This window comes from Gordonia sp. UBA5067, assembly GCF_002414845.1.
GTDB lineage: Bacteria > Actinomycetota > Actinomycetes > Mycobacteriales > Mycobacteriaceae > Gordonia > Gordonia defluvii.
Genome location: NZ_DIAX01000028.1, coordinates 74,626 through 100,806 on the forward strand (window position 1 = coordinate 74,626; position 26,181 = coordinate 100,806).

Here is a 26,181-nt window from a genome sequence, read left to right on the forward strand (position 1 = left end):
CGGTGACCGGGACCCACGACACCTGAAGAAGGACGCATGGCGAAGTCTGCCCCACACGATGATGACTCCGATGAGACCGGCACCGCCAACGACTTGTCATCGGTGAAGCGCAGGGCGCGGGCGTCGAGTGCGCCGGAGTCTTCTGAGTCGACGGATTCTTCCGAGCCGTCGGTGGGTGACACGTCGACGCCCGCAGACGGCGGTGAGTTCTCCTTGACGATCAATGCTGCGATGTTGCGCAAGGCCGGCATTGCAGCCGGCGCGCTGATCGTTGTGGCCCTGCTGGCAATCGGTGGCTGGCAATGGTACTCGGCGCGCCAGCAGATTCGGGCGTTCGGCGAGGTAAAGTCGGCCGCCAGCACCTTCATCGTCACCAGTATCGAGTACACCAGCTCAGACAAGGTGGACAAGGCCAAAGAGGCTCAGGGGCCGCTCGTGACCGGCAAGATGCGCGAGGAGCTGAGCCAGGATCGCGCAGCGGAGACAAAGGCCGTTCGGGACCAGGGGATCAAGGCCACCGCGAAGGTCGACTCGGCTGCGGTGGAGAGCATCAGCGGCAACGAAGCGACGGCGCTGATGATCGTGACGGCGACGGGGACGTCGAATCTGTCTCCCACGCCGCAGAAGCGGACCGTGGCACTGCGCCTGAATCTGCGCCGTGAGGGTGGGAAGTGGCTGGTCGCCGAGTCGAAAGGCGTCGGCGACTTCAGCCCCACGGGTAGCACGCCGGCGCCGGGTGCGCCGGCACCGACCCCGAACTGATCGCGCGACAGGCGCGTTACCGTTGTTCGAGTACGGCCACCGGGTGGTCGCGTTCGAGTAGCTCGGAAACGGCGACGACTCCGGTGAATCGGCGATGTCCCTCGCGATCGTGCCAGGTGCCGTCGGGCAACTCGAGGAATGTCGATTCCTGCGGCTCGTGGGCAAAACTGTAGGTGTGGCGCGCGCAGGCGACGACGACGCGCGGCCCCCGTTCCACGGATGGACCGCGGCCGAAGGCGAGGATGCGATCGGCGGCTTCGCCACCCGCTGTCAGCGGCACGTAGGTCGAACCGGGGCCGAACGAGGTGGGATGGCGCCGACGTACGGCCAGCGCATTGACTATCGCCCGGCTCTTGGGGTGGTCGAGGCTGCGGTCGTAGTCGACCGGACCGCGGTTGTCGGGGTCGGTCAGTGAATCAGTCCACCACTGGGTGCCCTGATAGATGTCGCCGGCACCCGGGCACAGCAGGCTGACGACCTTTCGCGCCGTCGCATCGGCGCGCCAGGCGTCGAAGGTCAGCCCGACGAGATCGATGAGCGGGCCACTGGCCGCAGGGGCGGTAACCGCATCGATCCATGCGGTGAGGCGTTCCTCGAAGTCGGTCGCGGGCCGGGCCCACGACGAGTGCTCGCCAGCCTCGCGCACCGTTTTCACAGCGTAGGCCCGCATCCGGTGGCGCCAGTGCTCGTCGGGCTCAACCGGTCCGTCCTCGTCCACGGGCCACGCGCCGAACAGGTTCTGCAACAGGAACATTCCGGTGGCGGGATCGGGGGCCGGGGCGGCGCGCATGAGCTGCCCCACCGTCAGGGCCCACCGTTGCGGTACCTGGGACAACATACTGATCCTGGTCCGGACGTCTTCGCTGCGTTTGGTGTCGTGGGTGGTCAATGTGCTCAACGCTCGTGGGTGTCGCACGGCCCGTTCGAGGTTGGCGGTGTGGAATCGCGACATTTCAGGGAGGCCCAGCCAGGCTTGGCAGCCGAGCTCGTTGAGCGAAACCAGGCGCGGGTTGCGGTAGAACAGGGTGTTCTCCACTGCGGTCACATAGACCGACGCGCAGAGCTGGCCCAGCTCGGCGCCCGCAGCCGGATTGTGCTCGAAGGCGTCGACGATGACGGGAATCGATTCGCGCACAAGCGGATCGCCGTCGGCGACCACCTGGCCGATTTCCCGGATCAAGCCGGACGCGAGGTGCTGGTCGGGTCGGGTCACCGGCATGAGCGCAATCAGTTCGGCGCTCGCCGCACACAGGTCGGTGATCGATGGCGACTGGTCGCCGATGGCGTCGGCCAGGGTCACCGCCAGTCGGGCGTGCTCGGCGCTGTAGTGCAACGCCAGGGCCTCGTGCTTGAGCTTCTGCTGCTCCAACAGTGCCCAGGTGGCATCGCCGGCGATCCCGGTGGTGACCTCGCACAGTTCGGTGAGTTCACGCAGGCCCGCATTGGAGGTGAACGGTGTGCCGATGATGGCCAGCTGGTCGTAACCGGTGGTGCCGTCAACGTCGAATTCCGGGTTCAGCTGTTCGAGTGGGGCCAGGGTCTTCTCCACGTAGATCAGCCGGTCCGGGCCCAAGTCTGCCCGGAGGCGCTGCAGGTAGGCGGTGGGGTAGGCGAATCCGTCAAGATTGTCCACCCGCACGCCGTCGAGGAGGTCGTCGGCGACCAGATCGCGCAGCCAGCCGTGGGTGGCGTCGTACACCTCGGGAAGCTCGACGCGCAGCGCAGCGAGATCGGTGACGTCGGTGAAGCGGCGGTAGCCGTAGCGGCCACTCGCATGCGGCAGCAGGCGGTAGTGCTGGCGGGCGGCAACGGCGGCCGGGCTATCGCCGGGATGGACGGTGCCGGGCCCGGTTGGGAACACGCGCTGGTGATAGACCAGGTTGCCGTCGCCGTCGAGGGCGACCGCATTGATTCCGTCATCCCCCAGTACCGGCAGTTCGATGACCCCTTCGGGGGAGGGCAGCAGGTCGAACCAGGAGGCGTACGGTGACGTGAGTCCGTGGCGCAGCACGTCAGCCCACCACGGATTGGCAGCGGGATCGGCGATACCGACGTGCTGCGGGACGATGTCGACGATCATGCCCAGACCGCGTCGGACGGCTGACGCGCGCAGCCGGGCGTACTCGTCGGGCCCACCGAGCTCTGGGTTGATCCGGGCCGGCGGAGACCAGTCATAGCCATGTGACGAACCCGGTGTCGCCGCCAGAATCGGGGACAGATACAGGTGGCTGACTCCGAGCGCGGCAATGGGTTTCAGTACCGCCCGCAGGTCGGCGAACCCGAAGTCGGGACCGAGCTGGACGCGGTAGGTCGCGACCAGCGCGGAGGTTTTCGCCACAACCGCAACCCTACCGGTCAGTGATGGCCGATCCAGTCGATCTGTTCGGAGAGTTGGCGGCCCAGCTCGTCGGTGAGGCTGCGGACATACGTTGCCGACAGGTGGTGGTAATCCTTGTACACCACGATGTTGCCGACGATCGCCGGGCAGATCTCGGGCTCACAGATGCCTGCGGTCATGTCGATCCGGTGGAACAGGCCCGGATGCGCCTGGGCGAACGGAATCGATGGATCCGTCGGAGAAAGCGCCGACGCTCGGACGGTGCCACAGCTGAGCGCATCGCCGCCGTCGGACAGGCAGACCGGGGTCACGAAGCCCTCGCCGTGGCGATCGCGCGGCCACGGCGTGTCCCGCATGCCGATCACCGGGATCCCGGCGTCCATGAAGTCGGTGAAGATCGGCTGGTAGGCATCGGGCATCCAGTCACCGGGATGCCGGTCCCGCGGCCGGGTGGACGTCGTCATTACCGCATCGGGGTGATCGGCGATGACTTTGGCGACGACTCGCTGTCCCCAGTCGTAGCATTCCGGATAGGGGTTGTCGGTGCCGGACTTCTTGGGCACGCGCTCGGTGGTCAGCGCGCAACCCATCTTCAGATAGGTCTTGACCTTGAAGCCGTAGCGCTTGCCGAGGATATTCATCGCGGTGATCCACATTTCGGCGTGTGAGCCGCCGGCCAGGGCGATGGTGCGCGTGGCGTTCTTGTCGCCGTAGACGCCGACGTGGATGTCGTTGTCGAGGAAGTTCGACATGAAACCGTCAGTGCTGGTTTCGGGAAAGTCCCGGTCGGCGACGTTCGGTGAGGGCTGCGGCGGCATCATGGGCACCGGCCAGCCGTCGAGTAGGGCGCGGGCCCCCGGGTAGAGGCGCGGGTCGAGTTTTGCGGTGTCGACCACCTGCGACGAGACGTGTCGCGCCCACACCTGGGTGGACACGCCGATCGTGGCGACGCCCACGAGCAGCACGGCGGTTACGACGCGGCTGTAACTCCACATCCGTCGGCGCAGCGAACCGGGGTGGCGGGCGCCGTCGACCGGTGGCGTTGCCCCGCGCAGCAGGGGTTCGGGGCGCCGGGAGTGGCGTACCGGATCCTCGATGTAGCGCTTGCACAACCACGCCAGCAGGACCGAAACCAGCAGGATCGTCGTGCCCTCGACGAAGTTGGCGTGGTTCTTGTCGCGCCAGGTGAGGTAGAAGATGAGGAGCGGCCAATGGATCAGATACAGCGAGTAGGCGATGTTGCCCAGCCAGATCCCCTGCGGCGTGGCCAGCATCCGCGATACCGCCGGCTGGCGTTGTACCGATCCGTCGGTCCGCGGCTTGGTCGACGCGGTGGCGCCGGCCCAGATCAGCGCCACCGTCGCGCCGACCGGGACCAGCGCCATCGGCCCCGGGTATTGCTTGACGCCGTCGATCCACCATCCGCACGACAAGATGAGGCCGAGGGCCGCCCCACCCACGGTGTTGCGAATCCAGTTCGGCACTCGGACCCGGGGCATCCACACCGCGAGCAGCCCGCCCGCGAGCGGCTCCCACGCGCGCGCGAACGTGTCGTAGTAGTTGAACGGCTGGTCGACGCCGTGGCGCATCGACGCCCAGTAGAACGACGTCGCAGCGAGGCCGAGGACGAGCACCCCGACGATCAGCCGAACGCTGCGCTCGGTACCCAGGCGGGCCAGCGGCGCGGCGGCAAGTTTGAGGAGCGCCGCGCTGATCAGCGCCAACAGCAGCACGACCACGAAGAACTGGCCCTGCACCGACATCGACCAGATGTGTTGCAGCGGGCTGTTCGCCGAACTCGCGGCCAGGTAGTCCTGGGAGTTGAAGGCCAGGAACCAGTTCTGGTAATAGGCCGCCGAGGCGATCAGTTCGCTGCCGATGTTGCCCCACCGAGTCGGCGGGATGACTACGACGGTGAGGATCGCGACGCCGATGAGGACGGTGTACAGCGCGGGCAGGAGGCGCTTGAGGAGGCGTTTGAGGCGTGGCCAGGGATCGATCGCGTCGCGGTAGGTCATCAGCGGAGACTGGGCGGCGACGGAGTGGCGCAGCAGCGAACCGATGAAGAAGTACCCGGACAGGGCGAGGAAGACGTCGACGCCGCCGGAGACGCGGCCGAACCACACATGGAAGCAGGCCACCAGCAGGATCGCGACGCCGCGCAAACCGTCTAGATCCCAGCGATAGGCCTGGGCGGCGGCGTCGGCGACCTGGGCAGCGGGAGTGCTGCGGGACTTGGTTCCAGGGTCCACCACGGTGAGCGAAGTTACCACGCCCAACCTGAGAGAGGCCTCAGGCCAGGGTGATTGCCGGGGCGTTTTGGCGGGCTTGCGCGGTATCGGCGTCCGGGGCCTGGGTGATGGCCATCTGTCGGGCGCCGTGCAGAACGATCTCCAGCGCGTCGGCGAACTCCGCGTCGTAGTCCCGCTCGGTCGGCCCAGTTACGCCCAGCCGGGTCATCTGGCGTCGCGTCTGCTCCTCGATGGTGAGCCCGATGACCAGCTGTGCGATCGCGGTCACCAGGCCTCGCCGGGCCCGTTCGGGGAGGTCGGCCGCGCTCGCCGCCTCGGTGAGGTGGTCGAGGACCGTCATCGACGACAGGCCGCTCGACCAGCTCGAGGAGACGAGTTCGGCGCTGTCGGGGACGGCGGTCAGGGTGGCGCGCATGTCCCGAGCGAGTGATTCGAGGCGGTCGTCCCAGGGCAGGCCGGCCGGCGGCGCCGCGACCGGGGAGAGGATGTCGTCGCCGAGGGCGGCCAGGAGTGTCTGTTTGTCGGGATAGTGCCAGTAGAGGGCGTTGGGGGATACCCCCAGCTCGGCGGCCAGTCGCCGCATCGACAGGTCGGCAAGGCTGTGGCGGCAAAGAATCTCGCGTGCCGCGGCCAGTACGTCGCTTCGATTGATCGCCACCCGACCACCGTAGCGGGTGCCGGTTTCCGCCGGACACCGGCCCTGTACGGTGTACAGGACGCCTCACCTGGCCGGTGAGGTGTGTTCCGTGACGCAGAGGAGGATCGCGCCCATGTCCGCACCGGTCGGCACCTCGCTCGCGCAGATCGACGCTGATCACGTCTGGCACCCGTACGGCGCCCTGCCGGCGGCCGTTCCGTCGCTGATCGTCCACTCCGCCGACGGGGTCCACTTGGAAACCGAGGCCGGCCGCCTCGTCGATGGGATGAGTTCCTGGTGGGCGGCGATCCACGGCTATCGGCACCCGGTTCTGGACGCCGCGGCGATCGAGCAGCTCGGCGCGATGAGTCACGTCATGTTCGGCGGACTGACGCACCGGCCCGCCGTGGAACTGGCCGCGCGCCTGGTTGAGATCACGCCGGCCGGTCTGGACAAAGTGTTCTTCTCCGACTCGGGTTCGGTGTCCGTCGAAGTCGCCGCGAAGATGGCACTCCAGTTCTGGCGGGCCAGGGGACGGCGGGGCAAGACTCGGCTGCTGACCTGGCGCGGGGGCTATCACGGGGACACGTTCACCCCGATGAGCGTCTGCGACCCCGTCGGCGGCATGCACGCCATGTGGACCGACGTGCTAGCCCATCAGGTGTTCGTCGATGCGCCGCCGACCGGCTACGAAGAGGGGTACGCACAATCGCTGCGGGACGCGATCGGCGCACACGCCGATGAACTCGCGGCCGTCATCGTCGAGCCGATCGTCCAGGGTGCCGGCGGGATGCGGTTCCACGACGCGCGGTACCTGCGGGTGCTGCGCGAGGCTTGCGACGAGGTCGGCGTGCTGCTGATCTTCGACGAGATCGCCACCGGCTTCGGTCGTACCGGTGAACTGTTCGCCGCCGGTCATGCCGCGGTGACACCGGACATCATGTGTGTCGGCAAGGCCCTCACCGGCGGCTATCTGACGCTCGCGGCAACCCTGTGCACCACCGAGATCGCCGAGGCGATCAGCGCCGGGGAGGCCGGTGGGCTGGCACACGGCCCCACCTTCATGGGCAACCCGCTGGCCTGCGCGGTAGCGTTGGCTTCGGTCAACCTGCTGCTCGACGGCCCGTGGCGCGACTCGGTCGCGGCGATCGGCGACGGTCTGCGTGCCGGGCTCGAGCCGCTCGCCGGTACCGCCGGGGTTCGCGACGTGCGAGTCCTCGGCGCGATCGGCGTCGTCCAACTCGATCGGCCGGTCGACATGGCTGCCGCCACCGCCGCCGCTGTCGGCGCCGGGGTGTGGCTGCGGCCCTTCCGCGACCTCGTCTACACCATGCCGCCCTACATCAGCAGCGCTGACGACGTGGCGTCGATCTGCCGGGGCATCGCCGCGGTGGTGCGGACATGAGCGGGCTGGGGTGGCTCGCCGCCGCCGCCCTCGACCGCGATCGGGCCGGACTCCACCGGGAACCGCTGATCCGCAGCCGCGACTCGGACCTGCTCAACCTCGCGTCCAACGACTACCTGGGCCTGTCGACCGATCCGCGCGTGGTCGCCGGCGCGCAGTCCGCCCTCACCGACTTCGGCGCCGGCGCCACGGCTTCGCGGCTGGTAGTCGGGACGACCACATTGCATATCGACTTCGAAGCGGAGCTGGCCGACTTCGCGGGGTTTGATGCCGGGCTGTGCTTTTCGTCGGGCTATCTCGCCAACGTCGGCGCGATCACCGGGCTGGTCGGGCGCGGCGACCTCATCGTCAGCGATGCCGGCGCCCACGCCTCGCTCATCGACGGGTGCCGGCTTTCGCGCGCACAGGTCGTCGTCGTCGACCGCGGTGACGTCGCCGCGGTCGGGGCGGCGCTGTCGGCCGGCGGGTGGCACCGAGCATTGGTCGTCACGGACTCGGTGTACAGCATCGACGGCGAGATCGCCCCCGTCCCCGAGTTGTATCGCGTCGCCCGAGCACACGGTGCGGCACTGCTGGTCGATGAAGCGCATGCGCTCGGTGTGCGCGGTCCGGGCGGTCGCGGGGTGATCGCCGAGGCCGGGCTGTCGGGTGCCCCCGACCTGGTCATGACGACGGTGCTGTCGAAATCGCTGGGCGCGCAGGGGGGTGCGGTCCTCGGGCCGGCGGCGCTGCGCGCGCACCTGATCGATACCGCCCGGCCATTCATCTTCGACACCGGCCTCAACCCGGCGGCCGTTGGTGCTGCTCGTGCCGCGCTGCGCGTGCTGCGCGAGGAGCCGTCATTGCCGCAGCGGGTGCGGGCCAACGCTGCCGCACTTGCTCGCGCCTGCGGCGGCGGCGAGCCGGCGGCCGCGGTCGTTTCACTCATCATCGGCGACCCGCATCGAGCTGCCGCGCTGGCCGCCGGCTGTCGGGCCGATGGGGTGCTCGTCGGCTGTTTCCGGCCACCATCGGTGCCGGTGGGAACGTCACGGCTGCGGATCACCGCCCGGGCCGATCTGGACGGAGCCGCAATCGGCCGGGTCGCCTCGGTCGTCAATCGGCACCGGGCGGCGGTGAGCGCATGATCCTCGTCGTCACCGGGACGTCGACCGACGTCGGCAAGACGGTCGCCACGGCGGCGCTCGTCGCGCGGGCCCGCGCGCGCGGCGCACAGCGGATCGCCGTCGTCAAACCCGCCCAGACCGGCGTCGGACCGGGGGCACCGGGTGACCTCGCCCAGGTGCGGCAGTTGGCGGGACCGGTGAGCACTGTCGAGTGTGCCCGCTACCCCGAGCCGTTGGCGCCGGACGTCGCCGCACGCCGGGCGGGACTACCCGCGGTGAACCGGGCCCGGGTCACCGCCGCCGTAGCGGAGGCGGCCACCACCCACGACGTCACCATCGTCGAGGGGGCCGGGGGAGTCCTGGTCCGGCTGGCGGATGTCGGCGGCGAGACCGGGCCGCTGACCGTCCTCGACATTGCCGCCGACGTCGGCGCGCCGATCGTGGTGGTCTGCTCACCGGCACTGGGCGCCCTCAACCACGCGGAACTGACCGTCGGCGCGATCCGTTCCCGTGGGTTGACGCCGGCCGGACTCATCATCGGGTCGTGGCCGACCGCGCCCGACCTGGCGATGAGCTGCAACGCCGAGGACTTGCCGCGTGTCACCGGCGTGCCGGTGATCGGTACGCTGCCCGCAGGCGTCGGTGTGCTGGGACATGACGAGTTCGTTGATCGGGCCCCATCGTGGTTCGACCCCGACTGGACTCCCAGTCCAGTCCTTTCACCGATCGCGCGGACGATCCGCCGAGCAGACAAAGGAGTTCAACCGTGACCTCAACATCAACCACATCGGCGGTCCCGCCGGCCGACACTGCCGACATTCTGGCGGTCGCCCGCGAGCAGGTTCTCGACGGCGGCACCGGCCTGTCACAAGAGCAGGTGCTCGCTGTGCTGCGCCTGCCCGATGAGCGGCTCGAGGAACTGCTGGCGCTGGCCCACGACGTCCGGATGCGCTGGTGTGGACCCGAGGTCGAGGTCGAGGGCATCATCTCCCTCAAGACGGGTGGCTGCCCGGAGGACTGCCACTTCTGCTCACAGTCCGGGCTGTTCGCCTCGCCGGTGCGCAGCGCGTGGATCGACATCCCGTCCCTGGTGGAGGCTGCCAAACAGACCGCCAAGACCGGCGCGACCGAGTTCTGCATCGTCGCGGCGGTCCGTGGGCCGGACAAACGGCTGATGAGCCAGGTAGCGGCGGGCATCGAAGCCATTCGCAACGAGGTCGACATCCAGATCGCCTGCAGTCTGGGGATGCTCAGCCAAGAGCAGGTCGACGAACTCGCGGCCATGGGCGTGCACCGTTACAACCACAACCTGGAAACGGCCCGATCGCACTTTCCCAACGTGGTCACCACCCACACGTGGGAGGAGCGCTCAGACACCCTGCGCATGGTGCGCGAAGCCGGCATGGAGGTGTGCTGCGGCGGTATCCTCGGCATGGGGGAGACCCTCGAGCAGCGCGCCGAGTTCGCCGCCGATCTCGCCGAACTCGAACCCGACGAAGTGCCGTTGAACTTCCTCAATCCGCGCCCCGGCACCCCCTTCGGCGACCTCGAGGTGCTGCCGGCGGCCGAGGCGCTCAAAGCGGTGGCGGCGTTCCGGCTCGCGTTGCCGCGCACCATCCTGAGGTTCGCCGGCGGGCGCGAGATCACGCTGGGTGATTTGGGTGCGGAGAAGGGCATCCTCGGCGGTATCAACGCGGTTATCGTCGGCAACTACCTGACCACGCTGGGGCGGCCGGCCGAAGCGGACCTCGATCTGCTGGACGACCTGTCGATGCCGATCAAGGCGCTCAACGACACCCTGTAGCCGATGACACCTGCCGAGCCTGTGCCCGCCACCCCAGGTCCCCTCGCCACCCCGCGCCGATACGGGGTATACACGGGGATCGAATCCGAACTGCAATCCGATGAAGCGGTGCCCACCACCGCGCGCCTGGGCCTCGAGCCGCCGCGCTACTGCGGCCAATGCGGGCGGCGCATGGTCGTGCAGGTGCGACCCGACGGCTGGCGGGCGCGTTGCTCGCGCCACGGGACCGTGGATTCCAGCGAATTGGAGCAGCGATGAGTGAGCCGGTGATGCTGGCGCCCGGTCCCGATCCGGGCCTGCCGGTGGGCTCGGGCCATGGCGCCAGCGCCTGGCGCGCCAACGTCTTGGTGTCCGCGCAGCTGATCCGGTTGGTCGTCGGCGTCGCGCTGGTGAGCGCGATCGCGGCAATCGTGTGGGCCTACACTGCGCCGATGCCCGTCGGGATCGTCGTCCGGGCAGGCCTGGCGGCGGTGCCGTCGGATCAGATGAGCCGCTACTTCGACGGCATCGGCTGGTTCAGCATGGGCCTGTTGGCGATCGGCGTTCTTGCGGGCTCGGCGTTCTGGTGGTTGGCGCGAACGTGGCGCGGCCCGATCGGGGTACTGGCGCTGACCGCGACCACGGTCGTTTCCTCGGGGCTCGCGATCGAGGTGGCGCACGCCGCCCTGCGGATCCGCCTGCCCGATCCGACCACGCTGCCGGCGGGTGAGACATTCCTGCACGGGCCGAAGCTGTGGCTGGCCGCCCCCGTCGACGGGGCGGTGGGGGCGCCGGGAGTCCTCCTCGTCCTGATGCCGACGATGGCCCTGCTGGTCTATCTTTTCCATGCCCTGTTTGCCGGTGACCCGACGTTGGACGCGGACTCCGTTTGACCGAGCCGGGTCGGTCACATCGGCGGGCGCAGCGTCGCGAACTCGTCGGTGACCCGCAGCGAGGTGTCGGTGAACCGGTACAGCGCGGGTGGGCGCCCGCCGCCGCGGGTGCGCCGGACCCCGCCGGTGGCGGTGATGACCGCGCGGCGCGACAGGATTCGCAGGAGGTTGGTGGTGTCGACCGGATAGCCCAGCGCCGCACAGTAGATCCCGGATAGCTCGGACATCGGGAACTCGGAAGGGGCGAGCGCGAATGCGATGTTGGTGTAAGAGAGCTTGCCGGCCAGCCGGTGGTGCGCCGCGGCGACGATCGCGGCGTGATCGGCGATCAGCGGCGGCACGGCCTCCACGTCGTGCCACTGCGCCCCGCGCGCCGGCGTCCATTGCGCCTCGCGCGCCGGCGTCTGCGGTCGGACCAGTCCCAGGTAGGTCGACGCGACGGTTCGAACACCCGGCACCCGATGTGGGGCGGAGAACACCTCTAACTGTTCGAGGTGCGCCACCGCGGCGACGTCGGCCTGCTCCCGCAGACTGGTCAGTGCGGTGTCGGCGATATCGGTGGCACCGTCGATCGGACCGCCGGGCAGCGCCCAGCCCTGCGAATCGGCGGACCGGACCAGCAGCACCTGTAATTGCGGGGCCGACCTGTGTGGCCCGTCGTCGACGCGCAGCGCCGCGGAACGCACTTCGAGGCGCACCGCAGTGGGGGACGGGTCGGCGGGGGAGGTCACGAGCCTGATCATAGGGGCCGGGTGTGCGACTGCTCTGCCACGGCGTACCGGCCCGATCGCGGGAACAGTTGAAATTGTTCGGGTGGTAACATGAATCAGGTTTTCGACTCATAGTCGAAAAGTCCCTGAATCGCCCAGCCCGGGGCGAAGGAGGAAATGACGTGAGCATTGCCGCAGACTTCACGAGCAGCCTGACGTGGACCGACGGTCCGGCCGGTTATACCGGTGTGGAGGCTACGCCGCAGTGGGCCGAAGAGGTGCGGCGCCTGGCTGCGGCGCGCAACGCGACGATCCTGGCGCACAACTACCAGCTGCCCGCCATTCAGGACATCGCCGATCACACTGGTGACTCGCTGGCGCTGTCACGGATCGCTGCGGAGGCCGACGCCGACGAGATCATCTTCTGCGGCGTCCACTTCATGGCCGAAACCGCCAAGATTCTCAGCCCGGACAAACGGGTGATGATTCCCGATGCCCGCGCCGGGTGCTCGCTGGCCGATTCGATCACCGCTGACGACCTGCGCGCCTGGAAGGCCGAGTTCCCCGACGCCGTCGTGGTGTCGTATGTGAACACGACCGCCGAGGTCAAAGGACTCACCGACATCTGCTGCACGTCGAGCAATGCCGTCGACGTCGTCGCGTCCATCGACCCCGGCCGAGACGTGCTCTTCCTGCCGGACCAGTTCCTCGGCGCCCACGTCAGGCGGTTGACCGGACGGGACAACATTCATATCTGGGCCGGCGAATGCCACGTGCACGCAGGGATCAACGGCGATGAGTTGGCCGAGCAGGCGCAGGCGCACCCCGATGCCGACCTGTTCATCCACCCCGAATGCGGCTGCGCCACCTCTGCCCTCTACCTGGCCGGCGAGGGTGCCGTGCCGGCGGAGAAGGTGAAGATCCTGTCCACCGGCGGCATGCTCGACGCGGCACGGGAGACGAAGGCGTCGCAGGTACTCGTCGCCACCGAGATCGGCATGCTCCACCAGCTGCGGAAGGCGGCGCCCGGTGTCGACTTCCAGCCGGTCAACGGTCGGGCATCCTGCCCGTACATGAAGATGATCACCCCGGCTGCGCTGCTGCGCTGCCTGGTTACCGGGCGCGACGAGGTCGAGGTCGATCCGGCCGTCGCGGCCCGCGCCCGCGCCAGTGTCGAGAAGATGATCGCGATCGGCAACCCCGGCTCGGGCGAATGACTGATGCCCCCACCGGAATCGTCACCGACGAGGTCCGGGCGCTCATCGCCATTGCACTCGACGAGGACCTGCGCTACGGCCCCGACGTCACCACCGTGGCGACGATCCCGGCCGACGCCATCGCCGAAGCGGCAATAGTCAGCCGGGCACATGGCGTTGTCGCCGGGGTACCGGTGGTGCGCGCCGTCTTCGACGAGGTGATCGGCGCCAGCCGCTATTGGGTTACCGCCGAACTCGCCGACGGTGATCGCGTCGCTCCCGGCGACACGGTGCTGGCACTGCGCGCGCCGGTGCGGGAGCTGCTGACTGCCGAGCGCACCGCGCTGAACCTGCTGTGTCACCTGTCGGGGATTGCCACCGCAACCGCCGAGTGGGTCGCGGCCGTCGAGGGGACCAACGCGAAGATCCGTGATTCGCGCAAGACGCTGCCCGGGATGCGCTTTCTGCAGAAGGCGGCGGTGCGCGCCGGCGGGGGAGTCAACCACCGGATGGGTCTGGGCGACGAGGCGTTGATCAAGGACAACCACGTGGCGGCCGTCGGATCCGTCGCCGCCGCTTTACAGGCGGTCCGCGAGGCCGCGCCGGAGATCCCGGTCGAAGTCGAGGTCGACTCCCTCGACCAGTTCGACGAGGTGTTGGCGCTGACGCCCACCCTCGTCCTCCTCGACAATTTCCCCCTCTGGGCGACTCAGATGGCCGTCCAGCGACGCGATGCCCGCTCGCCCGCAACCAAGTTGGAGAGTTCGGGTGGGCTCACCCTCGATGTCGCTGCCGACTACGCGGGGACCGGCGTCGACTACCTGGCCGTCGGCGCGCTGACCCACTCGGTTACCGTGCTCGACCTTGGCTTAGACATGTAGGTGCGAACCCGAACTCACCGTCGTATCGAAGAGGCGCCGCGTACCTTTGGGGCATGACCGCATATGTGACTGAAAACCCCGCGACCGGTGACGTTGAGCAGACCTTCGCGACCATGAGTGACGACGACGTTAACGACGTGTTGGCCCGCTCGGCCGCCGCGTATCAGGAGTGGCGGCACACAGCCGTCGAGGACCGGGTGGCCATGTTGCGAGCGACCGCGCAGGCCTACCGCGACCGCGCCGACGAACTCGCCGCACTGATCAGCAAGGAGATGGGCAAACCGCTCGCGCAGGCGCACGGCGAACTCGCGCTGACGGCGATGATTTATGACTGGTATGCCGAGAACGGCCCGGCGCAGCTCGAGACCGAGCAGCTCGCCCCGCAGGGCGCGGCCGAGTCGACGGTGACACGTGAGCCAATCGGCCCCCTCTTGGGGATCATGCCGTGGAACTTTCCGTATTACCAGGTGGCGCGGTTCGCGGCGCCCAACCTGTTGCTGGGCAACACCGTCATCCTCAAGCACGCGCCGATCTGTGCGGCGAGCTCGGCGGTGATGGCGGAAATCGCCCACGCTGCGGGCGTGCCGGCTGACGCATACATCAACGTCTACGCCAGCAACGAGCAGGCCGCCGCCATGATCGGGGACCGTCGTGTGCAGGGCGTGTCGCTGACCGGGAGTGGGCGTGCAGGTGCGGCGGTCGCGCAGACGGCCGCGCAGCATTTGAAGAAGTCGGTACTCGAGCTCGGTGGCTCGGATGCGTTCATCCTTCTCGACACCCCCGATGTCGCGGCGACTGCCGCGGGCGCCGCGGCCGGCCGGATGATGAACTGCGGGCAGGCGTGCAATTCGCCCAAGCGCTTCATCGTCCACGAAGACATCTATGACGACTTCGTCGCCAACCTGACCGCGGCCATCGAGGCCATGGCCGTGGGCGACCCGGCCGATCCGGCGACGAATATCGGACCGCTGTCCTCGGTCGCCGCGCGCGACCGGGTTGTCGAGCAGGTCAAGGATGCTGTTGCCCAGGGCGCCACCCTGCACACCGGCGGTGACGCGCTCGATCAACCGGGCGCCTTCATGGCCCCCGCCGTGCTGACCGGGATCACCCCAGAGATGGCCGCGTACCGCGAGGAGATCTTCGGACCCGTCGCCGTCGTCTACTCTTTCGCCGACCCCGATGAGGCCGTCAAGCTGGCCAATGACGTTGATTACGGCCTGTCGGGTTCGGTGTGGAGCAGTGATGTCGCCAAGGCCGGTGAGCTCGCCGACCGGCTCGACGTGGGGATGGCGATGATCAACGAGCACGGCACCTCGCTGCCCGGTCTGCCGTTCGGCGGCGTGAAGGCGTCGGGATACGGTCGCGAGCTCGGGCCGTGGGGCCTGGGCGAGTTCGCGAACCTGAAGCTGCGCCGGGTCGCCAGCGCGGGGTAGGTGCACGGGCATCGGGCCAACCCGCTAGAACGGTGGCCGACCGTCCAGTCGGCATCCCCCGGGGCGATCGCCGCGGCGGGCATCAGCTTCTCCGCCCGCTCGGCCCACCACTCCTCGCAGCAGGGCACGATCGACGAAATTCCGGGCACGATCGGCAAACCCGGTAGGTCAGTCACAGCGGCGGAAGGGGCACCAGGACAGCCGTGCCGAAAAGCGTTTCCGCCGACCGCATATCCTGGTGGGAGTCCCTCGCAAACCGCGGTGGGCCCGGCTAATCCATCAGGAGTCTTGATGCTCTCCCGCACCGACCTTCGCGGCACCACGCCCACGGCGGCCCAGCTGCGCCGGGCGCTGCCCCGCGGCGGTACCGACGTCAACGCCGTGCTGTCCACGGTCTCGCCGGTCGTGCAGGACGTCAAGGACCATGGTGCTTCCGCGGCCCTCGACTACGGAGAGCGCTTCGACAAGGTGCGCCCGGCCTCGGTGCGGGTTCCCGCGGAGGTCATCGCCGAGGCCGCGGCCAATCTTGACCCCGCGGTCACCGCCGCCCTGCAGGAGTCGATCGCCCGAGCGCGCGTCGTGCACGCAGACCAGCGTCGTTCGACGGTGACGACGCAGGTCGCACCCGGTGGGCAGGTCGTCGAAAAGTGGATTCCGGTGCGCCGTGTCGGACTGTACGTGCCCGGTGGAAACGCCGTTTACCCGTCGAGCGTCGTCATGAACGTGGTGCCCGCGCAGGAGGCGGGGGTGGCCTCGTTCGTCGTCGCGTCACCGCCGCAGGCCGACTTCGGCGGCTGGCCGCATCCGGCGGTCCTGGCTGCGTGCGCGCTGCTCGGCGTCGACGAGGTGTGGGCCGTCGGCGGAGCGCAGGCCGTCGCGCTGCTCGCCTACGGCGGGCAAGAGGTCGACGGCGCCGAACTCGACCCCGTCGACCTCATCACCGGCCCCGGCAACATCTACGTCACCGCGGCCAAGCGGCTCGTGCGCGGTGTCGTCGGGATCGACTCGGAGGCCGGTCCGACCGAGATCGCCGTCCTCGCCGACGATTCGGCCGACCCGGCGCACATCGCCGCCGACCTCATCAGCCAGGCCGAGCACGACGTGCTAGCCGCGTCGGTGCTGGTCACCGACAGTGAGGCACTCGCGGATGCGGTGGACGAGCAGGTCGCCGCCCAGGCCGCGACGACCAAACACGCCGAGCGGGTCGCGACGGCGCTGACCGGCCCACAGTCGGGCATCGTCCTCGTCGATGACCTGGAGGCCGGGTTGCGCGTCGTCGACGAGTACGCCGCCGAGCACCTGGAGATCCAGACTCGCGACGCCGCCGGTGTGGCCGACCGCATCCGCAACGCTGGGGCGATCTTCGTCGGCCCCTACGCGCCGGTCAGCCTCGGCGACTACTGTGCCGGGTCCAACCATGTGCTGCCGACCTCGGGTTCGGCGCGGTTCGCCTCGGGACTGTCGGTGCAGACCTTCCTCAAAGGCGTCCACGTCATCGACTATGACCAGGCTGCGCTGCGCACCGTCGCCGATCAAGTCATCACCCTGGCCGAGGCCGAGGATCTGCCCGCGCACGGCGACGCCGTCAAGAGGCGCTTCATCCGCCGGACAACCACGTGACCGCGACGCCGGGCGGTCAGATCACCCTGAACGAACTGCCGCTGCGGGACAATCTGCGCGGTAAGTCGCCCTACGGGGCACCCCAACTCGACGTGCCGGTGCAACTGAACACCAACGAGAATCCGCACCCACCGTCGCAAGCGCTCATCGACGATGTTGCCGAATCGGTGCGCGCGGTGGCGGCGCAAATGCACCGCTATCCGGATCGGGACGCCGTCGCGCTGCGGGCCGACCTCGCGCAGTATTTGTCGGCCGCGACCGGCGTCGGGTTGAAAACCGAGAACGTATGGGTGGCCAACGGGTCCAACGAGATCCTGCAACAGCTGTTACAGGCCTTCGGCGGGCCGGGGCGCACCGCGATGGGCTTCGTCCCGTCGTACTCCATGCACCCGATCATCGCCGACGGTACCGACACGACGTGGCTCGCGGCCAAGCGCGCGGCCGACTTCTCCCTCGATATCGACTATGCGCTGGGCGAGATCGCCCGGCTCGCGCCGGACGTGGTCTTCCTGACCTCGCCGAACAACCCGACCGGCGCATCGATCCCCAACGGCGACCTGGCGGCACTCGTCGACGCGGCACCGGGCATCGTCATCGTCGACGAGGCGTACGCGGAGTTCAGCGATCAGCCCAGCGCGGCGGAGTTGATCGACCGTTACCCGGCCAAGGTCGTCGTCTCGCGGACGATGAGCAAGGCCTTCGCCTTCGCCGGCGGCCGCCTCGGCTACCTGGCCGCGGCACCGGCCGTTGTCGACGCGCTGCTGCTGGTCCGGTTGCCCTATCATCTGTCGGTACAGACCCAGGCCGCGGCGCGTGCGGCGCTGCGCCACCGTGCCGAGACGCTCGCCGGGGTGGCCCGGATCGTCGCCGAGCGCGACCGTGTCGTGGCCCGGCTAGGAGAACTCGGCTATGACGTGGCACCGTCGGATGCGAACTTCGTGCTGTTCGGCGACTTCGCCGACCCAGCGGCCAGCTGGCAGCGCTATCTCGACGACGGCGTGTTGATCCGTGATCCGGGAATCACGGGCCGCCTGCGTGTCACCATCGGGTTGGATACCGAGAACGACGCATTCCTGCGGGTTAGCGAAAAGCTGGCCCCAACCGACCTAGTGAGGCTCTGATGAGCGACCAAGCCCCGCGCACCGCCCGGGTGGAGCGCACCACCCGCGAGTCGTCGATCGTCGTCGAGTTGAACCTCGACGGCACCGGCAAGACCAATATCTCCACCGGGGTGCCGTTCTACGACCACATGCTGACTGCCTTCGGCCAGCACGGGAGTTTCGATTTGACGGTCCAGGCGCACGGCGATACCGAGATCGAGGCGCACCACACCGTCGAGGACACCGCCATCGTCCTGGGACAGGCGTTCGCACGGGCACTCGGCGACAAGACGGGCATTCGCCGGTTCGGTGACGCGTGGATCCCGATGGACGAGACCCTCGCGCAGGCCGTCGTCGACGTTTCCGGTCGCCCGTACTTCGTCCATGCCGGGGAGCCCGAGCACCTGCTGACCGCGATCATTCCCGGCGCGCCGGAGGGAGACAAGGCTGGCGCACCCTATTCGACTGTGATCAATCGGCACGTTTTCGAGTCGCTGGCGCTCAATGCGCGCATCGCCCTGCACGTGCGCGTGGAGTACGGCCGCGACCAGCACCACATCACCGAGGCGCAGTACAAGGCAGTCGCCCGCGCCTTGCGTGCCGCGTGCGAGCCGGATCCGCGCGTGCGTGGGGTTCCGTCGACGAAGGGTAGTTTGTGAGCCCGCCGACGGTGACGATTCTGGACTACGGATCGGGCAACCTGCGCTCGGCCCAGCGTGCCCTCGAGCATGTGGGTGCCCGGGTTACCGTGACCGCAGATCGGGCCGCGGCAGCAGAGTGCGACGGGCTACTGGTGCCCGGTGTCGGCGCTTTCGAGGCCTGTATGGTCGGGTTCACCGAGGTCGGCGGGCCGCAGGTCGTCGGGCGGCGGCTGGCCGGGGGGCGTCCGGTGCTCGGCATCTGCGTCGGCATGCAGATCATGTTTACCTCCGGCGTCGAGTTTGGGATCCAAACGGCCGGGAGCGGCCAGTGGCCGGGGACGGTTACCCGGCTCGACGCCCCGGTGCTGCCGCATATGGGCTGGAACACGGTTGAGGCGGCACCGGATTCATTGCTGTTCGACGGGATCGATGCCGCTGAGCGGTTCTACTTCGTGCACTCGTACGCCGCGCAGTCGTGGGACCTCGATGAGGATCCCGCCTCCCCGATCCCGGCGGCAAAGCTGACTTGGGCGACGCACGGCTCGCGGTTCCTCGCGGCGGTGGAGAACGGGCCGCTCAGTGCGACGCAGTTCCACCCGGAGAAGTCCGGCGAGGTCGGGCTCCACCTGTTGGCCAACTGGTGCCGGGGTCTGTCGTGAGTCAGCGCTACGAGTTCTCGTTCATCCGTCTGGCCATGTCGTCGCTGGGTGCCGGTCTAGCGGTACTGATCGTCTCGTTGCCGCTCATCTGGGCGGCCGCCCTGGTGCATCGCTGGCTGGCGCTGGCCGTCACCGTGGTGGCCATTGCCGGCACTGTCGCGGCTATCGGTATCGTCGCCAACCGCATTGTCAACACGGCCGCGGAGCGGCTCACGCAAGACACCGCCGCGACACCCGACCCGGCGCAGCCCGACGATCCCCGCCACCGATAGGAACACCGCCACCCATGGCCACCGCACTTCAATTGCTGCCCGCCGTCGACGTCGCCGACGGCCAGGCCGTCCGCCTGCTGCGCGGGGCCGCCGGCACCGAGACGTCCTACGGGTCGCCGCGCGATGCGGCATTTGCCTGGCAGCGCGACGGTGCGCAATGGGTGCACATGGTCGACCTTGATGCGGCCTTCGGTCGCGGCGACAACCGGGCGCTGCTGGCCGAGGTGATCGGCGACCTCGAGGTGGCGGTGGAACTGTCTGGCGGCATCCGCGACGACGAGTCGTTGGCGGCGGCCCTGGCCACCGGCTGCGCGCGCGTCAACCTGGGCACCGCTGCGATCGAGAACCCGAAGTGGTGCGCCGCGGCCATCGCCGAATACGGCGACAAGATTGCCATCGGACTCGATGTCACCGCCGATGGCGACTCCTGGAAGCTGCGCGGACGCGGCTGGGTGACCGAAGGCGGCGACCTGTGGGAGACGCTGGGCCGCCTCGACGCCGAGGGGTGCGCGCGGTATGTCGTCACCGATGTGTCGAAGGATGGGACGTTGAGCGGACCCAACCTTGACCTGCTGCGCGAGGTGGCGCACCGCACGGGTGCACCGATCGTCGCCTCCGGCGGCATCTCCGAACTCGCCGACCTGACCGCCATCGCGGGCCTGTGTGACCTCGGAGTCGAGGGCGCGATCATCGGCAAGGCGCTCTACGCCGGCCGGTTCACTCTGCCCGAGGCGTTGGCGGCGGTGCGCGGAGGCGCCTGATGGTAACCCGATTCAGCCCCGACCTGGTTACACTCGCCGCAACCGCTGCGTCCATCCTCGACGAGGCGAGCCCGCGCTTTTGCGCCGATCGTGGCGCACCCGGCGTGGTCGGGAAGGGCGATCGGGACTTCGCGACCCAGGTCGACCTCGACCTCGAACGGTTCATCAGCCACGAGTTGACCGGGCGAACCGGGTTGCCGTGCCACGGTGAGGAGTTCGGTGGACCGCCGGTCGACGAGGCCCTCGTGTGGATCGTCGACCCCGTCGACGGGACGTTCAACTATTCCACCGGGAGTCCGATGACGGGGATGCTCGTCGGGCTGTGCGCGGACGGCGAGCCACTCCTCGGGCTGACCTGGCTGCCGCTGCTCGACCGCCGCTACGTGGGATACGCAGAGGGCGGTCTGACGTGCAATGGACGTCGGCTCGAGCCGCTGGCGCCCGCCTCGCTGCGCGAGTCGGTGATCGGGTTCGGTGCCTTTAATGAGCGTTTGGGCGGGCGGTACCCCGGCCCACGGCGGATCGAAGTCCTCGCGACGCTCAGCGGACAGGCGTCGCGGCTCCGGATGTCGGGCAGTATTGGGGTCGACCTCGCCTTTACCGCCGCCGGAACGTATCACGGGGCCATCACTTTTGGCCGCCACGCGTGGGACAACGCGGCCGGTGCTGCGCTGGTCCGGGCTGCTGGCGGCATCGTTACCGATGTCGCGGGGAACCCGTGGACGGTCACGTCGCCGTCCGTGGTCGCCGCGGCGCCGGGAGTGCACGACGAGTTGATCGCGCTGATCGACTCGGTGACCGGACAGGACTGGGAGAGCTGATGAGTGTGGCGGTGCGGGTGATTCCCTGCCTCGATGTCGACGACGGCCGGGTGGTCAAGGGTGTCAACTTCGAGAATCTGCGCGACGCGGGCGACCCGGTCGAGTTGGCGGCCCGATACAACGCCGAGGGTGCTGACGAGCTGACGTTCCTCGACGTCACGGCGTCGAGTGCGGGGCGCTCGACGATGATCGAGGTGGTCAAGCGGACCGCCGATGAAATCTTCATCCCGCTGACCGTCGGCGGTGGCATCCGCGAGGTCGCCGACGTCGATGCGATGCTGCGCGCGGGTGCGGACAAGGTCAGCGTCAACACCGCGGCCATTATGCGCCCAGAGGTGCTCCGGGAGATGAGCCGGCGCTTCGGCTCGCAGTGCATCGTCCTGTCGGTCGATGCGCGCACGGTGCCCACGGCGGCCGGCAGCACGCCCACCCCGTCGGGCTGGGAGGTCACCACGCACGGCGGTCGCCGCGGTACCGGGATCGACGCGCTGGAGTGGGCGCGCCGCGGCCAGGATTTGGGCGTGGGGGAGATCCTGCTCAACTCGATGGACGCCGACGGCACCAAGACCGGCTTCGATCTGGCCATGTTGACCGCGGTGCGGGCGGTCGTCGACGTTCCGGTCATCGCCAGCGGCGGTGCGGGCAAGGCCGACGATTTCGCTCCCGCTGTGCGCGCCGGCGCCGACGCGGTCCTTGCCGCCTCGGTGTTCCATTTCGGCGAGTTGACCATCGGCGCGGTGAAGGCTGCGATGGCCGACGAGGGCATCACCGTGCGGACGACCGGAATGGCGGCGCGGATATGAGTAGCGCCGAGGACGATGGCCGGCTGGATCCGGACATCGCCGCACGACTCAAGCGCAACGCCGATGGGCTGATTGCCGCCGTCGCGCAGGAGGAGGGTACGGGGACCGTGTTGATGCAGGCGTGGATGGATGATGCGGCACTGCACCGTACCCTGACGACCGGCGCCGCCACGTACTTCTCGCGCTCGCGTCAGCAGTATTGGGTCAAAGGCGAGACCAGCGGACACACGCAGCGGGTGAAGTCGGTGCGCCTGGACTGCGATGGCGACACCGTCCTGCTGGTCGTCGAGCAGACCGGCCCGGCCTGTCATACCGGCAACCACAGCTGCTTCGACACCGATGAACTCTTCCACCCCGACTCGCAGAATTGAGGTCGCGATGCCACTGATTCAGATCTCCCAGACCCCCGGGCTGTCCGACGCGACCAAGCGCGAGACGATCGCCGCGGTTACCGAGGCCTATGCGAAGGCCACCGGAAAGAATCCGGACTCGGTGTGGGTGACCATCACCGAGGTGCCACGCACCCAGTGGGGCGTCGGGGGCGAGCCGCTCGGATGACGAACGACACCCAGGAGGCCACGACTACGGGAATGTCGTCGTCGACAACCACGATTGAGCAGTTCCGCGACCTCGCCGTCGACCATCGCGTCGTACCGGTCACCCGCCGCGTCCTTGCCGACTCCGAAACGCCGCTGTCGGCGTATGCGAAGCTGGCCGGCGACCGGCCCGGGACCTTTCTGCTGGAGTCCGCCGAGAACGGGCGGTCGTGGTCGCGGTGGTCGTTCATCGGTGCGGGGGCGCCCGCCGCCCTGACCGTCGTCGACGGTGCGGCCAGCTGGTGGGGCACGGTCCCCGCAGGTGCGCCGAGTGGCGGAGATCCACTCGCGGCGCTTGCGGCGTCGCTGCAGTTGCTGGCCACCGACCCGCTCCCGGACATGCCGCCCCTCACCGGCGGGTTCGTCGGATTCATGGCGTATGACATGGTGCGCCGCCTGGAACGCTTGCCCGAGACCACTGTCGACGATCTGGGACTGCCGGACCTCTTCTTGATGCTGGCGACCGATCTTGCGGCCGTCGACCACCACGAGGGCACCATCATCCTGATCGCCAACGCGGTGAACTGGAACGGCAGCGACGAGAATGTCGATGAGGCTTACGCCGATGCGGTGACGCGGCTCAACCGGATGACCGAGGCGCTCGCCGCGCCGACCCCGTCAACGGTGTCGGTCTACGACCGGCCGGCGCCGAACTACACTGCCCAGCGCGATCTGGCCGGTTTCAGCGAGGTGGTCGAGACACTCGTCGGCGATATCGAGGCCGGCGAGGCATTCCAGGTGGTGCCGTCGGTGCGGTTCGAGATGACAACCGATGCGGATCCGCTCGACGTGTACCGGGTGCTGCGCGCCACCAACCCCAGCCCATACATGTACCTGCTACGCATGCCCGACACGGTCGGTGCGGGGGAGCATCCGGTGACCATCGTCGGAAGCTCGCCCGAGGCGCTCGTCACTGTCGCTGACCGGGTTGCCACCACCCACCCGATCGCGGGGACGCGCTGGCGCGGTCGCGATGACGAGGAGGACATCCTGCTGGGGAAGGATCTGCTCGGCGACGAGAAGGAACGGGCCGAGCACCTGATGCTCGTCGACCTGTCCCGCAACGACCTGGGACGGGTCTGCGAACCGGGCTCGGTCAAGGTCAGCGACTACAGCCACATCGAGCGGTACAGCCATGTCATGCATCTGGTGTCCACGGTGTCCGGGCGGCTGCGCGAGGACCGGACTGCCCTCGATGCGGTGACCGCCTGCTTCCCGGCCGGGACGCTGTCGGGCGCGCCGAAGGTGCGGGCCATGGAACTCATCGAGGAACACGAGATCACGCGTCGCGGACTCTATGGCGGCGTCGTCGGCTACCTCGACTTCGCCGGGGATGCCGACACGGCAATCGCCATCCGCACGGCACTGCTGCACGACGGAAAGGCCTACGTGCAAGCCGGGGCGGGCGTCGTCGCCGACAGCAACCCCGAATACGAGTACAACGAGGCCCGCAACAAGGCCAGTGCGGTCCTCAACGCGATTGCCGCCGCTGAAACGATGCGCGGGCTGGGACGGAAAGAGGACCCATCATGACGCCCGACGGATCGATGGACGCCGACCAGCGAGACGGTTCGCCGAGTCGAGTCGGCGAGAAGGCCGTCGCGTCGGTGTTGCTCGGACTGGCCGCACTCGGGCTGTGGATCGCCTCTCGCGTTTCGTGGGCGCGGGTCGACGCCGAGGACGGGCTGTCGCCGATGCGCAGCTTCGATGTCAAGGGCTCGGATTGGAGTCCCTGGCTGACGCCCGCCGCCCTGGCCCTGCTCGCCTCCATCGCCCTGGTGTGGTCGCTGCGGGGCGCGGCGCTGCGCGTCTTCGCCATCGTGCTCGGACTGGGTGCGATCGTGACCGCGATCCCCGCGGTCGCGCTGATGACGACACCGGTCAACAGCGATTACGCGGCGCGGGCAATCGGCCTCGCGTCACGATTCCGCGTGCTGCTGACCACGACGAACCCGTGGGCGCCGGCGATCGTGCTGGTGGCGGCCGCCCTCGTTCTCGCGGCCGCGGTCTTCGCGCTGCGGGCCGCGCGCGGTGCGGGCATGTCGTCGAAGTATCAGTCGCCCGCGGCGCGGCGCGAGGAGTTGGAGCGCAAGGTGTTCGCCGAGCGCGATCGACGGAGGCGAGCCGAGGCCGCCGGGCAGCCGGCCGACGGCAGTGAACGCATCCTGTGGGACAGCCTGGACGGCGGCGTTGACCCGACCGAGTAGTCCGGCGGGCACCTCGCTACCCTGAGACACATCAGGAAGACCAAACCCGAGGCATGTCAGCGAGGTGAGACGTCAATGGGAGAGCAGACGGTGCTCGATTCGATTATCGAGGGCGTCAGAGCCGATGTCGCCGCGCGTGAGGCGGTCGTCGACTATGCGGCGATCAAGCAGGCATCGGCGGCGGCGGCGGCGCCGCGCGATGCCATGGCTGCGCTGCGGCAGCCCGGGATCGGTGTCATCGCCGAGGTTAAGCGTGCCAGCCCGTCGCGTGGTGAGCTCGCCGATATCGCAGACCCGGCCGAATTGGCCCGCATCTATGAAAAGGGCGGCGCCCGCATCATCAGCGTGCTCACCGAGGAGCGGCGCTTTCGCGGATCATTGGCCGACCTCGACGCCGTCCGCGCGGCCGTCGACGTGCCAATCCTGCGCAAGGATTTCATCGTCGGCCCGTACCAGATCCACGAGGCCCGCGCGCACGGTGCGGACGTGATCCTGTTGATCGTCGCCGCACTGGAGCAGAACGTCCTCGAGTCGCTACTCGATCGCACCGAGTCGCTGGGCATGACCGCTCTCGTCGAGGTGCACACCGAAGAAGAGGCCGACCGTGCGCTCCAGGCGGGTGCGAAGGTCGTCGGAATCAACGCGCGGAACCTGAAAACCCTCGAGGTCGATCGGGATTCGTTCTCGCGCATCGCGCCCGGGTTGCCCACCGAGGTCATCAAGGTGGCTGAGTCCGGCATTCGCGGCACCGCCGACCTCCTGGCATACGCCGGGGCGGGGGCCGACGCCGTTCTCGTCGGCGAGGGCTTGGTCACCAGTGGTGACCCGCGTGCCGCGGTTTCGGAACTGGTCACCGCCGGCACACACCCGTCGTGCCCCAAGCCCGCCCGATAGCAATGGCCTCCTCGACTACCCCGGGCGCCTCGCCCTATCCGTCTGCCAGCGCGGGCATCGTGACCCGCACCTCCGTCGAGCCCGATGCCGGTGGGCACTTCGGGGTCTACGGGGGTCGTCATGTCCCCGAGGCCCTGATGGCCGTCATCGACGAGGTCACGGTCACGTACGAGAAGATGCGTACCGACGAGGCGTATCTGGGTGAACTGGACCGACTTCAGCGGGACTACACCGGTCGGCCATCGCCCCTGTACGAGGCGGCGCGACTGAGCGAGTTTGCCGGTGGGGCGCGATTGTTCCTCAAGCGCGAGGACCTGAACCACACCGGCTCACACAAGATCAACAATGTGCTCGGCCAGGCGCTGCTCGCCCAGCGGATGGGCAAGACCCGCGTCATCGCCGAGACCGGCG

27 protein-coding genes and 1 pseudogene are annotated in these 26,181 nt (G+C 68.7%); 24 read left to right on the plus strand and 4 right to left on the minus strand.

Annotated features, from left to right (window positions below; all coding sequences use genetic code 11):
* The first annotated feature begins 36 nt into the window (after window positions 1–36).
* Entirely contained in the window at window positions 37–762 is a 726-nt protein-coding gene (locus B4M62_RS04375) for a hypothetical protein (RefSeq protein WP_290705666.1), read from the plus strand.
* A gap of 16 nt (window positions 763–778) precedes the next feature.
* On the opposite strand, the gene treY is transcribed toward B4M62_RS04375, so the two are convergent.
* Genes treY through B4M62_RS04390 form a run of 3 tightly spaced genes read right to left on the minus strand, consistent with a single transcriptional unit; the run spans window position 779 to window position 6,010 of the window.
* Complete coding sequence (gene treY / locus B4M62_RS04380; RefSeq protein ID WP_290705668.1) at window positions 779–3,100, minus strand: malto-oligosyltrehalose synthase; 2,322 nt, start codon at window positions 3,098–3,100, stop codon at window positions 779–781.
* A gap of 17 nt (window positions 3,101–3,117) precedes the next feature.
* Window positions 3,118–5,352, minus strand: a complete 2,235-nt coding sequence (locus B4M62_RS04385; RefSeq protein WP_290705670.1) for an acyltransferase family protein — start codon at window positions 5,350–5,352, stop codon at window positions 3,118–3,120.
* Window positions 5,353–5,392: 40 nt separating this feature from the next.
* Entirely contained in the window at window positions 5,393–6,010 is a 618-nt protein-coding gene (locus B4M62_RS04390) for a TetR/AcrR family transcriptional regulator (protein WP_290705672.1), read from the minus strand.
* 112 nt (window positions 6,011–6,122) lie between these two features.
* Between B4M62_RS04390 and B4M62_RS04395 the strand changes: the two genes are divergently transcribed.
* The 6 genes from B4M62_RS04395 to B4M62_RS04420 are packed head-to-tail and all read left to right on the plus strand — an operon-like array spanning window position 6,123 to window position 11,176.
* Window positions 6,123–7,394 (plus strand): adenosylmethionine--8-amino-7-oxononanoate transaminase, encoded by a 1,272-nt coding sequence (locus tag B4M62_RS04395; protein ID WP_290705674.1) that lies wholly within the window; start codon window positions 6,123–6,125, stop codon window positions 7,392–7,394.
* Window positions 7,391–8,521 carry an 8-amino-7-oxononanoate synthase gene (locus B4M62_RS04400; protein ID WP_290705676.1) on the plus strand — a complete coding sequence of 377 codons (1,131 nt, stop codon included), beginning with the start codon at window positions 7,391–7,393 and terminating at the stop codon, window positions 8,519–8,521. Before B4M62_RS04395 ends, B4M62_RS04400 begins: the two co-directional genes overlap by 4 nt.
* Window positions 8,518–9,270, plus strand: coding sequence for a dethiobiotin synthase (bioD, locus tag B4M62_RS04405; RefSeq protein WP_290705680.1), 753 nt, complete (start codon window positions 8,518–8,520; stop codon window positions 9,268–9,270). Before B4M62_RS04400 ends, bioD begins: the two co-directional genes overlap by 4 nt.
* Window positions 9,267–10,304, plus strand: coding sequence for a biotin synthase BioB (gene bioB / locus B4M62_RS04410; RefSeq protein WP_290705682.1), 1,038 nt, complete (start codon window positions 9,267–9,269; stop codon window positions 10,302–10,304). Before bioD ends, bioB begins: the two co-directional genes overlap by 4 nt.
* Window positions 10,305–10,307: 3 nt before the next feature.
* Window positions 10,308–10,562 (plus strand): hypothetical protein, encoded by a 255-nt coding sequence (locus B4M62_RS04415; RefSeq protein WP_290705684.1) that lies wholly within the window; start codon window positions 10,308–10,310, stop codon window positions 10,560–10,562.
* Entirely contained in the window at window positions 10,559–11,176 is a 618-nt protein-coding gene (locus B4M62_RS04420; RefSeq protein WP_290705686.1) for a DUF2567 domain-containing protein, read from the plus strand. Before B4M62_RS04415 ends, B4M62_RS04420 begins: the two co-directional genes overlap by 4 nt.
* A 14-nt stretch (window positions 11,177–11,190) precedes the next feature.
* Here B4M62_RS04420 and B4M62_RS04425 read toward each other — a convergent pair whose 3' ends face one another.
* Window positions 11,191–11,907 carry an NUDIX hydrolase gene (locus B4M62_RS04425; protein ID WP_414651775.1) on the minus strand — a complete coding sequence of 239 codons (717 nt, stop codon included), beginning with the start codon at window positions 11,905–11,907 and terminating at the stop codon, window positions 11,191–11,193.
* A 161-nt stretch (window positions 11,908–12,068) separates the two neighbouring features.
* On the opposite strand from B4M62_RS04425, the gene nadA reads away from it, so the two are divergent.
* The 17 genes and pseudogenes from nadA to B4M62_RS04510 all read left to right on the plus strand — a co-directional run.
* Entirely contained in the window at window positions 12,069–13,103 is a 1,035-nt protein-coding gene (gene nadA / locus B4M62_RS04430; RefSeq protein ID WP_290705688.1) for a quinolinate synthase NadA, read from the plus strand.
* Window positions 13,100–13,963: a carboxylating nicotinate-nucleotide diphosphorylase gene (gene nadC / locus B4M62_RS04435; RefSeq protein ID WP_290705690.1), complete on the plus strand. Its 864-nt coding sequence runs from the start codon at window positions 13,100–13,102 to the stop codon at window positions 13,961–13,963. Before nadA ends, nadC begins: the two co-directional genes overlap by 4 nt.
* A gap of 53 nt (window positions 13,964–14,016) precedes the next feature.
* Window positions 14,017–15,396, plus strand: a complete 1,380-nt coding sequence (locus tag B4M62_RS04440; protein ID WP_290705692.1) for an NAD-dependent succinate-semialdehyde dehydrogenase — start codon at window positions 14,017–14,019, stop codon at window positions 15,394–15,396.
* A gap of 291 nt (window positions 15,397–15,687) precedes the next feature.
* Window positions 15,688–17,016 (plus strand): histidinol dehydrogenase, encoded by a 1,329-nt coding sequence (gene hisD, locus B4M62_RS04445; protein WP_290705694.1) that lies wholly within the window; start codon window positions 15,688–15,690, stop codon window positions 17,014–17,016.
* Window positions 17,013–18,137: a histidinol-phosphate transaminase gene (locus B4M62_RS04450; RefSeq protein WP_290705696.1), complete on the plus strand. Its 1,125-nt coding sequence runs from the start codon at window positions 17,013–17,015 to the stop codon at window positions 18,135–18,137. The genes hisD and B4M62_RS04450 overlap by 4 nt, the downstream gene beginning before the upstream one ends.
* Complete coding sequence (gene hisB / locus B4M62_RS04455; protein ID WP_290705698.1) at window positions 18,137–18,775, plus strand: imidazoleglycerol-phosphate dehydratase HisB; 639 nt, start codon at window positions 18,137–18,139, stop codon at window positions 18,773–18,775. The genes B4M62_RS04450 and hisB overlap by 1 nt, the downstream gene beginning before the upstream one ends.
* Window positions 18,772–19,416, plus strand: a complete 645-nt coding sequence (hisH, locus tag B4M62_RS04460; protein ID WP_290705700.1) for an imidazole glycerol phosphate synthase subunit HisH — start codon at window positions 18,772–18,774, stop codon at window positions 19,414–19,416. Before hisB ends, hisH begins: the two co-directional genes overlap by 4 nt.
* Window positions 19,413–19,688 carry a hypothetical protein gene (locus tag B4M62_RS04465; protein ID WP_290705702.1) on the plus strand — a complete coding sequence of 92 codons (276 nt, stop codon included), beginning with the start codon at window positions 19,413–19,415 and terminating at the stop codon, window positions 19,686–19,688. Before hisH ends, B4M62_RS04465 begins: the two co-directional genes overlap by 4 nt.
* A gap of 14 nt (window positions 19,689–19,702) precedes the next feature.
* The gene (gene priA, locus B4M62_RS04470) at window positions 19,703–20,449 is read left to right on the plus strand and encodes a bifunctional 1-(5-phosphoribosyl)-5-((5-phosphoribosylamino)methylideneamino)imidazole-4-carboxamide isomerase/phosphoribosylanthranilate isomerase PriA (protein WP_290705704.1); all 747 of its coding nucleotides are present in this window, start codon (window positions 19,703–19,705) and stop codon (window positions 20,447–20,449) included.
* On the plus strand, window positions 20,449–21,270 hold the full coding sequence (locus B4M62_RS04475; protein WP_290705706.1) for an inositol monophosphatase family protein: 822 nt from the start codon (window positions 20,449–20,451) through the stop codon (window positions 21,268–21,270). Before priA ends, B4M62_RS04475 begins: the two co-directional genes overlap by 1 nt.
* Entirely contained in the window at window positions 21,270–22,073 is an 804-nt protein-coding gene (hisF, locus tag B4M62_RS04480) for an imidazole glycerol phosphate synthase subunit HisF (RefSeq protein ID WP_290705708.1), read from the plus strand. Before B4M62_RS04475 ends, hisF begins: the two co-directional genes overlap by 1 nt.
* Entirely contained in the window at window positions 22,070–22,444 is a 375-nt protein-coding gene (hisI, locus tag B4M62_RS04485; RefSeq protein WP_290705710.1) for a phosphoribosyl-AMP cyclohydrolase, read from the plus strand. The genes hisF and hisI overlap by 4 nt, the downstream gene beginning before the upstream one ends.
* A 7-nt stretch (window positions 22,445–22,451) precedes the next feature.
* A complete protein-coding gene (locus tag B4M62_RS04490; RefSeq protein WP_290705712.1) occupies window positions 22,452–22,631 on the plus strand; it encodes a tautomerase family protein in 180 nt (59 codons plus the stop codon).
* The gene (locus B4M62_RS04495) at window positions 22,628–24,202 is read left to right on the plus strand and encodes an anthranilate synthase component I (protein WP_290705714.1); all 1,575 of its coding nucleotides are present in this window, start codon (window positions 22,628–22,630) and stop codon (window positions 24,200–24,202) included. Before B4M62_RS04490 ends, B4M62_RS04495 begins: the two co-directional genes overlap by 4 nt.
* Window positions 24,199–24,876, plus strand: a complete 678-nt coding sequence (locus tag B4M62_RS04500; protein ID WP_290705716.1) for a TIGR02234 family membrane protein — start codon at window positions 24,199–24,201, stop codon at window positions 24,874–24,876. The genes B4M62_RS04495 and B4M62_RS04500 overlap by 4 nt, the downstream gene beginning before the upstream one ends.
* Before the next feature lie 75 nt (window positions 24,877–24,951).
* A complete protein-coding gene (gene trpC / locus B4M62_RS04505; RefSeq protein ID WP_290705718.1) occupies window positions 24,952–25,770 on the plus strand; it encodes an indole-3-glycerol phosphate synthase TrpC in 819 nt (272 codons plus the stop codon).
* Between the two features lie 2 nt (window positions 25,771–25,772).
* Window positions 25,773–26,181 (plus strand): annotated as a pseudogene (locus tag B4M62_RS04510) (pyridoxal-phosphate dependent enzyme); the annotation flags it as partial.

Bases quoted from the DNA above. Each gene is read 5' to 3' on its own strand.
- B4M62_RS04375 (WP_290705666.1), top strand. From the start codon at position 37: ATGGCGAAGTCTGCCCCACACGATGATGACTCCGATGAGACCGGCACC.
- B4M62_RS04395 (WP_290705674.1), top strand. From the start codon at position 6,123: ATGTCCGCACCGGTCGGCACCTCGCTCGCGCAGATCGACGCTGATCAC.
- B4M62_RS04400 (WP_290705676.1), top strand. From the start codon at position 7,391: ATGAGCGGGCTGGGGTGGCTCGCCGCCGCCGCCCTCGACCGCGATCGG.
- bioD (WP_290705680.1), top strand. From the start codon at position 8,518: ATGATCCTCGTCGTCACCGGGACGTCGACCGACGTCGGCAAGACGGTC.
- B4M62_RS04415 (WP_290705684.1), top strand. From the start codon at position 10,308: ATGACACCTGCCGAGCCTGTGCCCGCCACCCCAGGTCCCCTCGCCACC.
- B4M62_RS04420 (WP_290705686.1), top strand. From the start codon at position 10,559: ATGAGTGAGCCGGTGATGCTGGCGCCCGGTCCCGATCCGGGCCTGCCG.
- nadC (WP_290705690.1), top strand. From the start codon at position 13,100: ATGACTGATGCCCCCACCGGAATCGTCACCGACGAGGTCCGGGCGCTC.
- B4M62_RS04440 (WP_290705692.1), top strand. From the start codon at position 14,017: ATGACCGCATATGTGACTGAAAACCCCGCGACCGGTGACGTTGAGCAG.
- hisD (WP_290705694.1), top strand. From the start codon at position 15,688: ATGCTCTCCCGCACCGACCTTCGCGGCACCACGCCCACGGCGGCCCAG.
- hisB (WP_290705698.1), top strand. From the start codon at position 18,137: ATGAGCGACCAAGCCCCGCGCACCGCCCGGGTGGAGCGCACCACCCGC.
- priA (WP_290705704.1), top strand. From the start codon at position 19,703: ATGGCCACCGCACTTCAATTGCTGCCCGCCGTCGACGTCGCCGACGGC.
- B4M62_RS04475 (WP_290705706.1), top strand. From the start codon at position 20,449: ATGGTAACCCGATTCAGCCCCGACCTGGTTACACTCGCCGCAACCGCT.
- hisF (WP_290705708.1), top strand. From the start codon at position 21,270: ATGAGTGTGGCGGTGCGGGTGATTCCCTGCCTCGATGTCGACGACGGC.
- hisI (WP_290705710.1), top strand. From the start codon at position 22,070: ATGAGTAGCGCCGAGGACGATGGCCGGCTGGATCCGGACATCGCCGCA.
- B4M62_RS04490 (WP_290705712.1), top strand. From the start codon at position 22,452: ATGCCACTGATTCAGATCTCCCAGACCCCCGGGCTGTCCGACGCGACC.
- B4M62_RS04495 (WP_290705714.1), top strand. From the start codon at position 22,628: ATGACGAACGACACCCAGGAGGCCACGACTACGGGAATGTCGTCGTCG.
- B4M62_RS04500 (WP_290705716.1), top strand. From the start codon at position 24,199: ATGACGCCCGACGGATCGATGGACGCCGACCAGCGAGACGGTTCGCCG.
- trpC (WP_290705718.1), top strand. From the start codon at position 24,952: ATGGGAGAGCAGACGGTGCTCGATTCGATTATCGAGGGCGTCAGAGCC.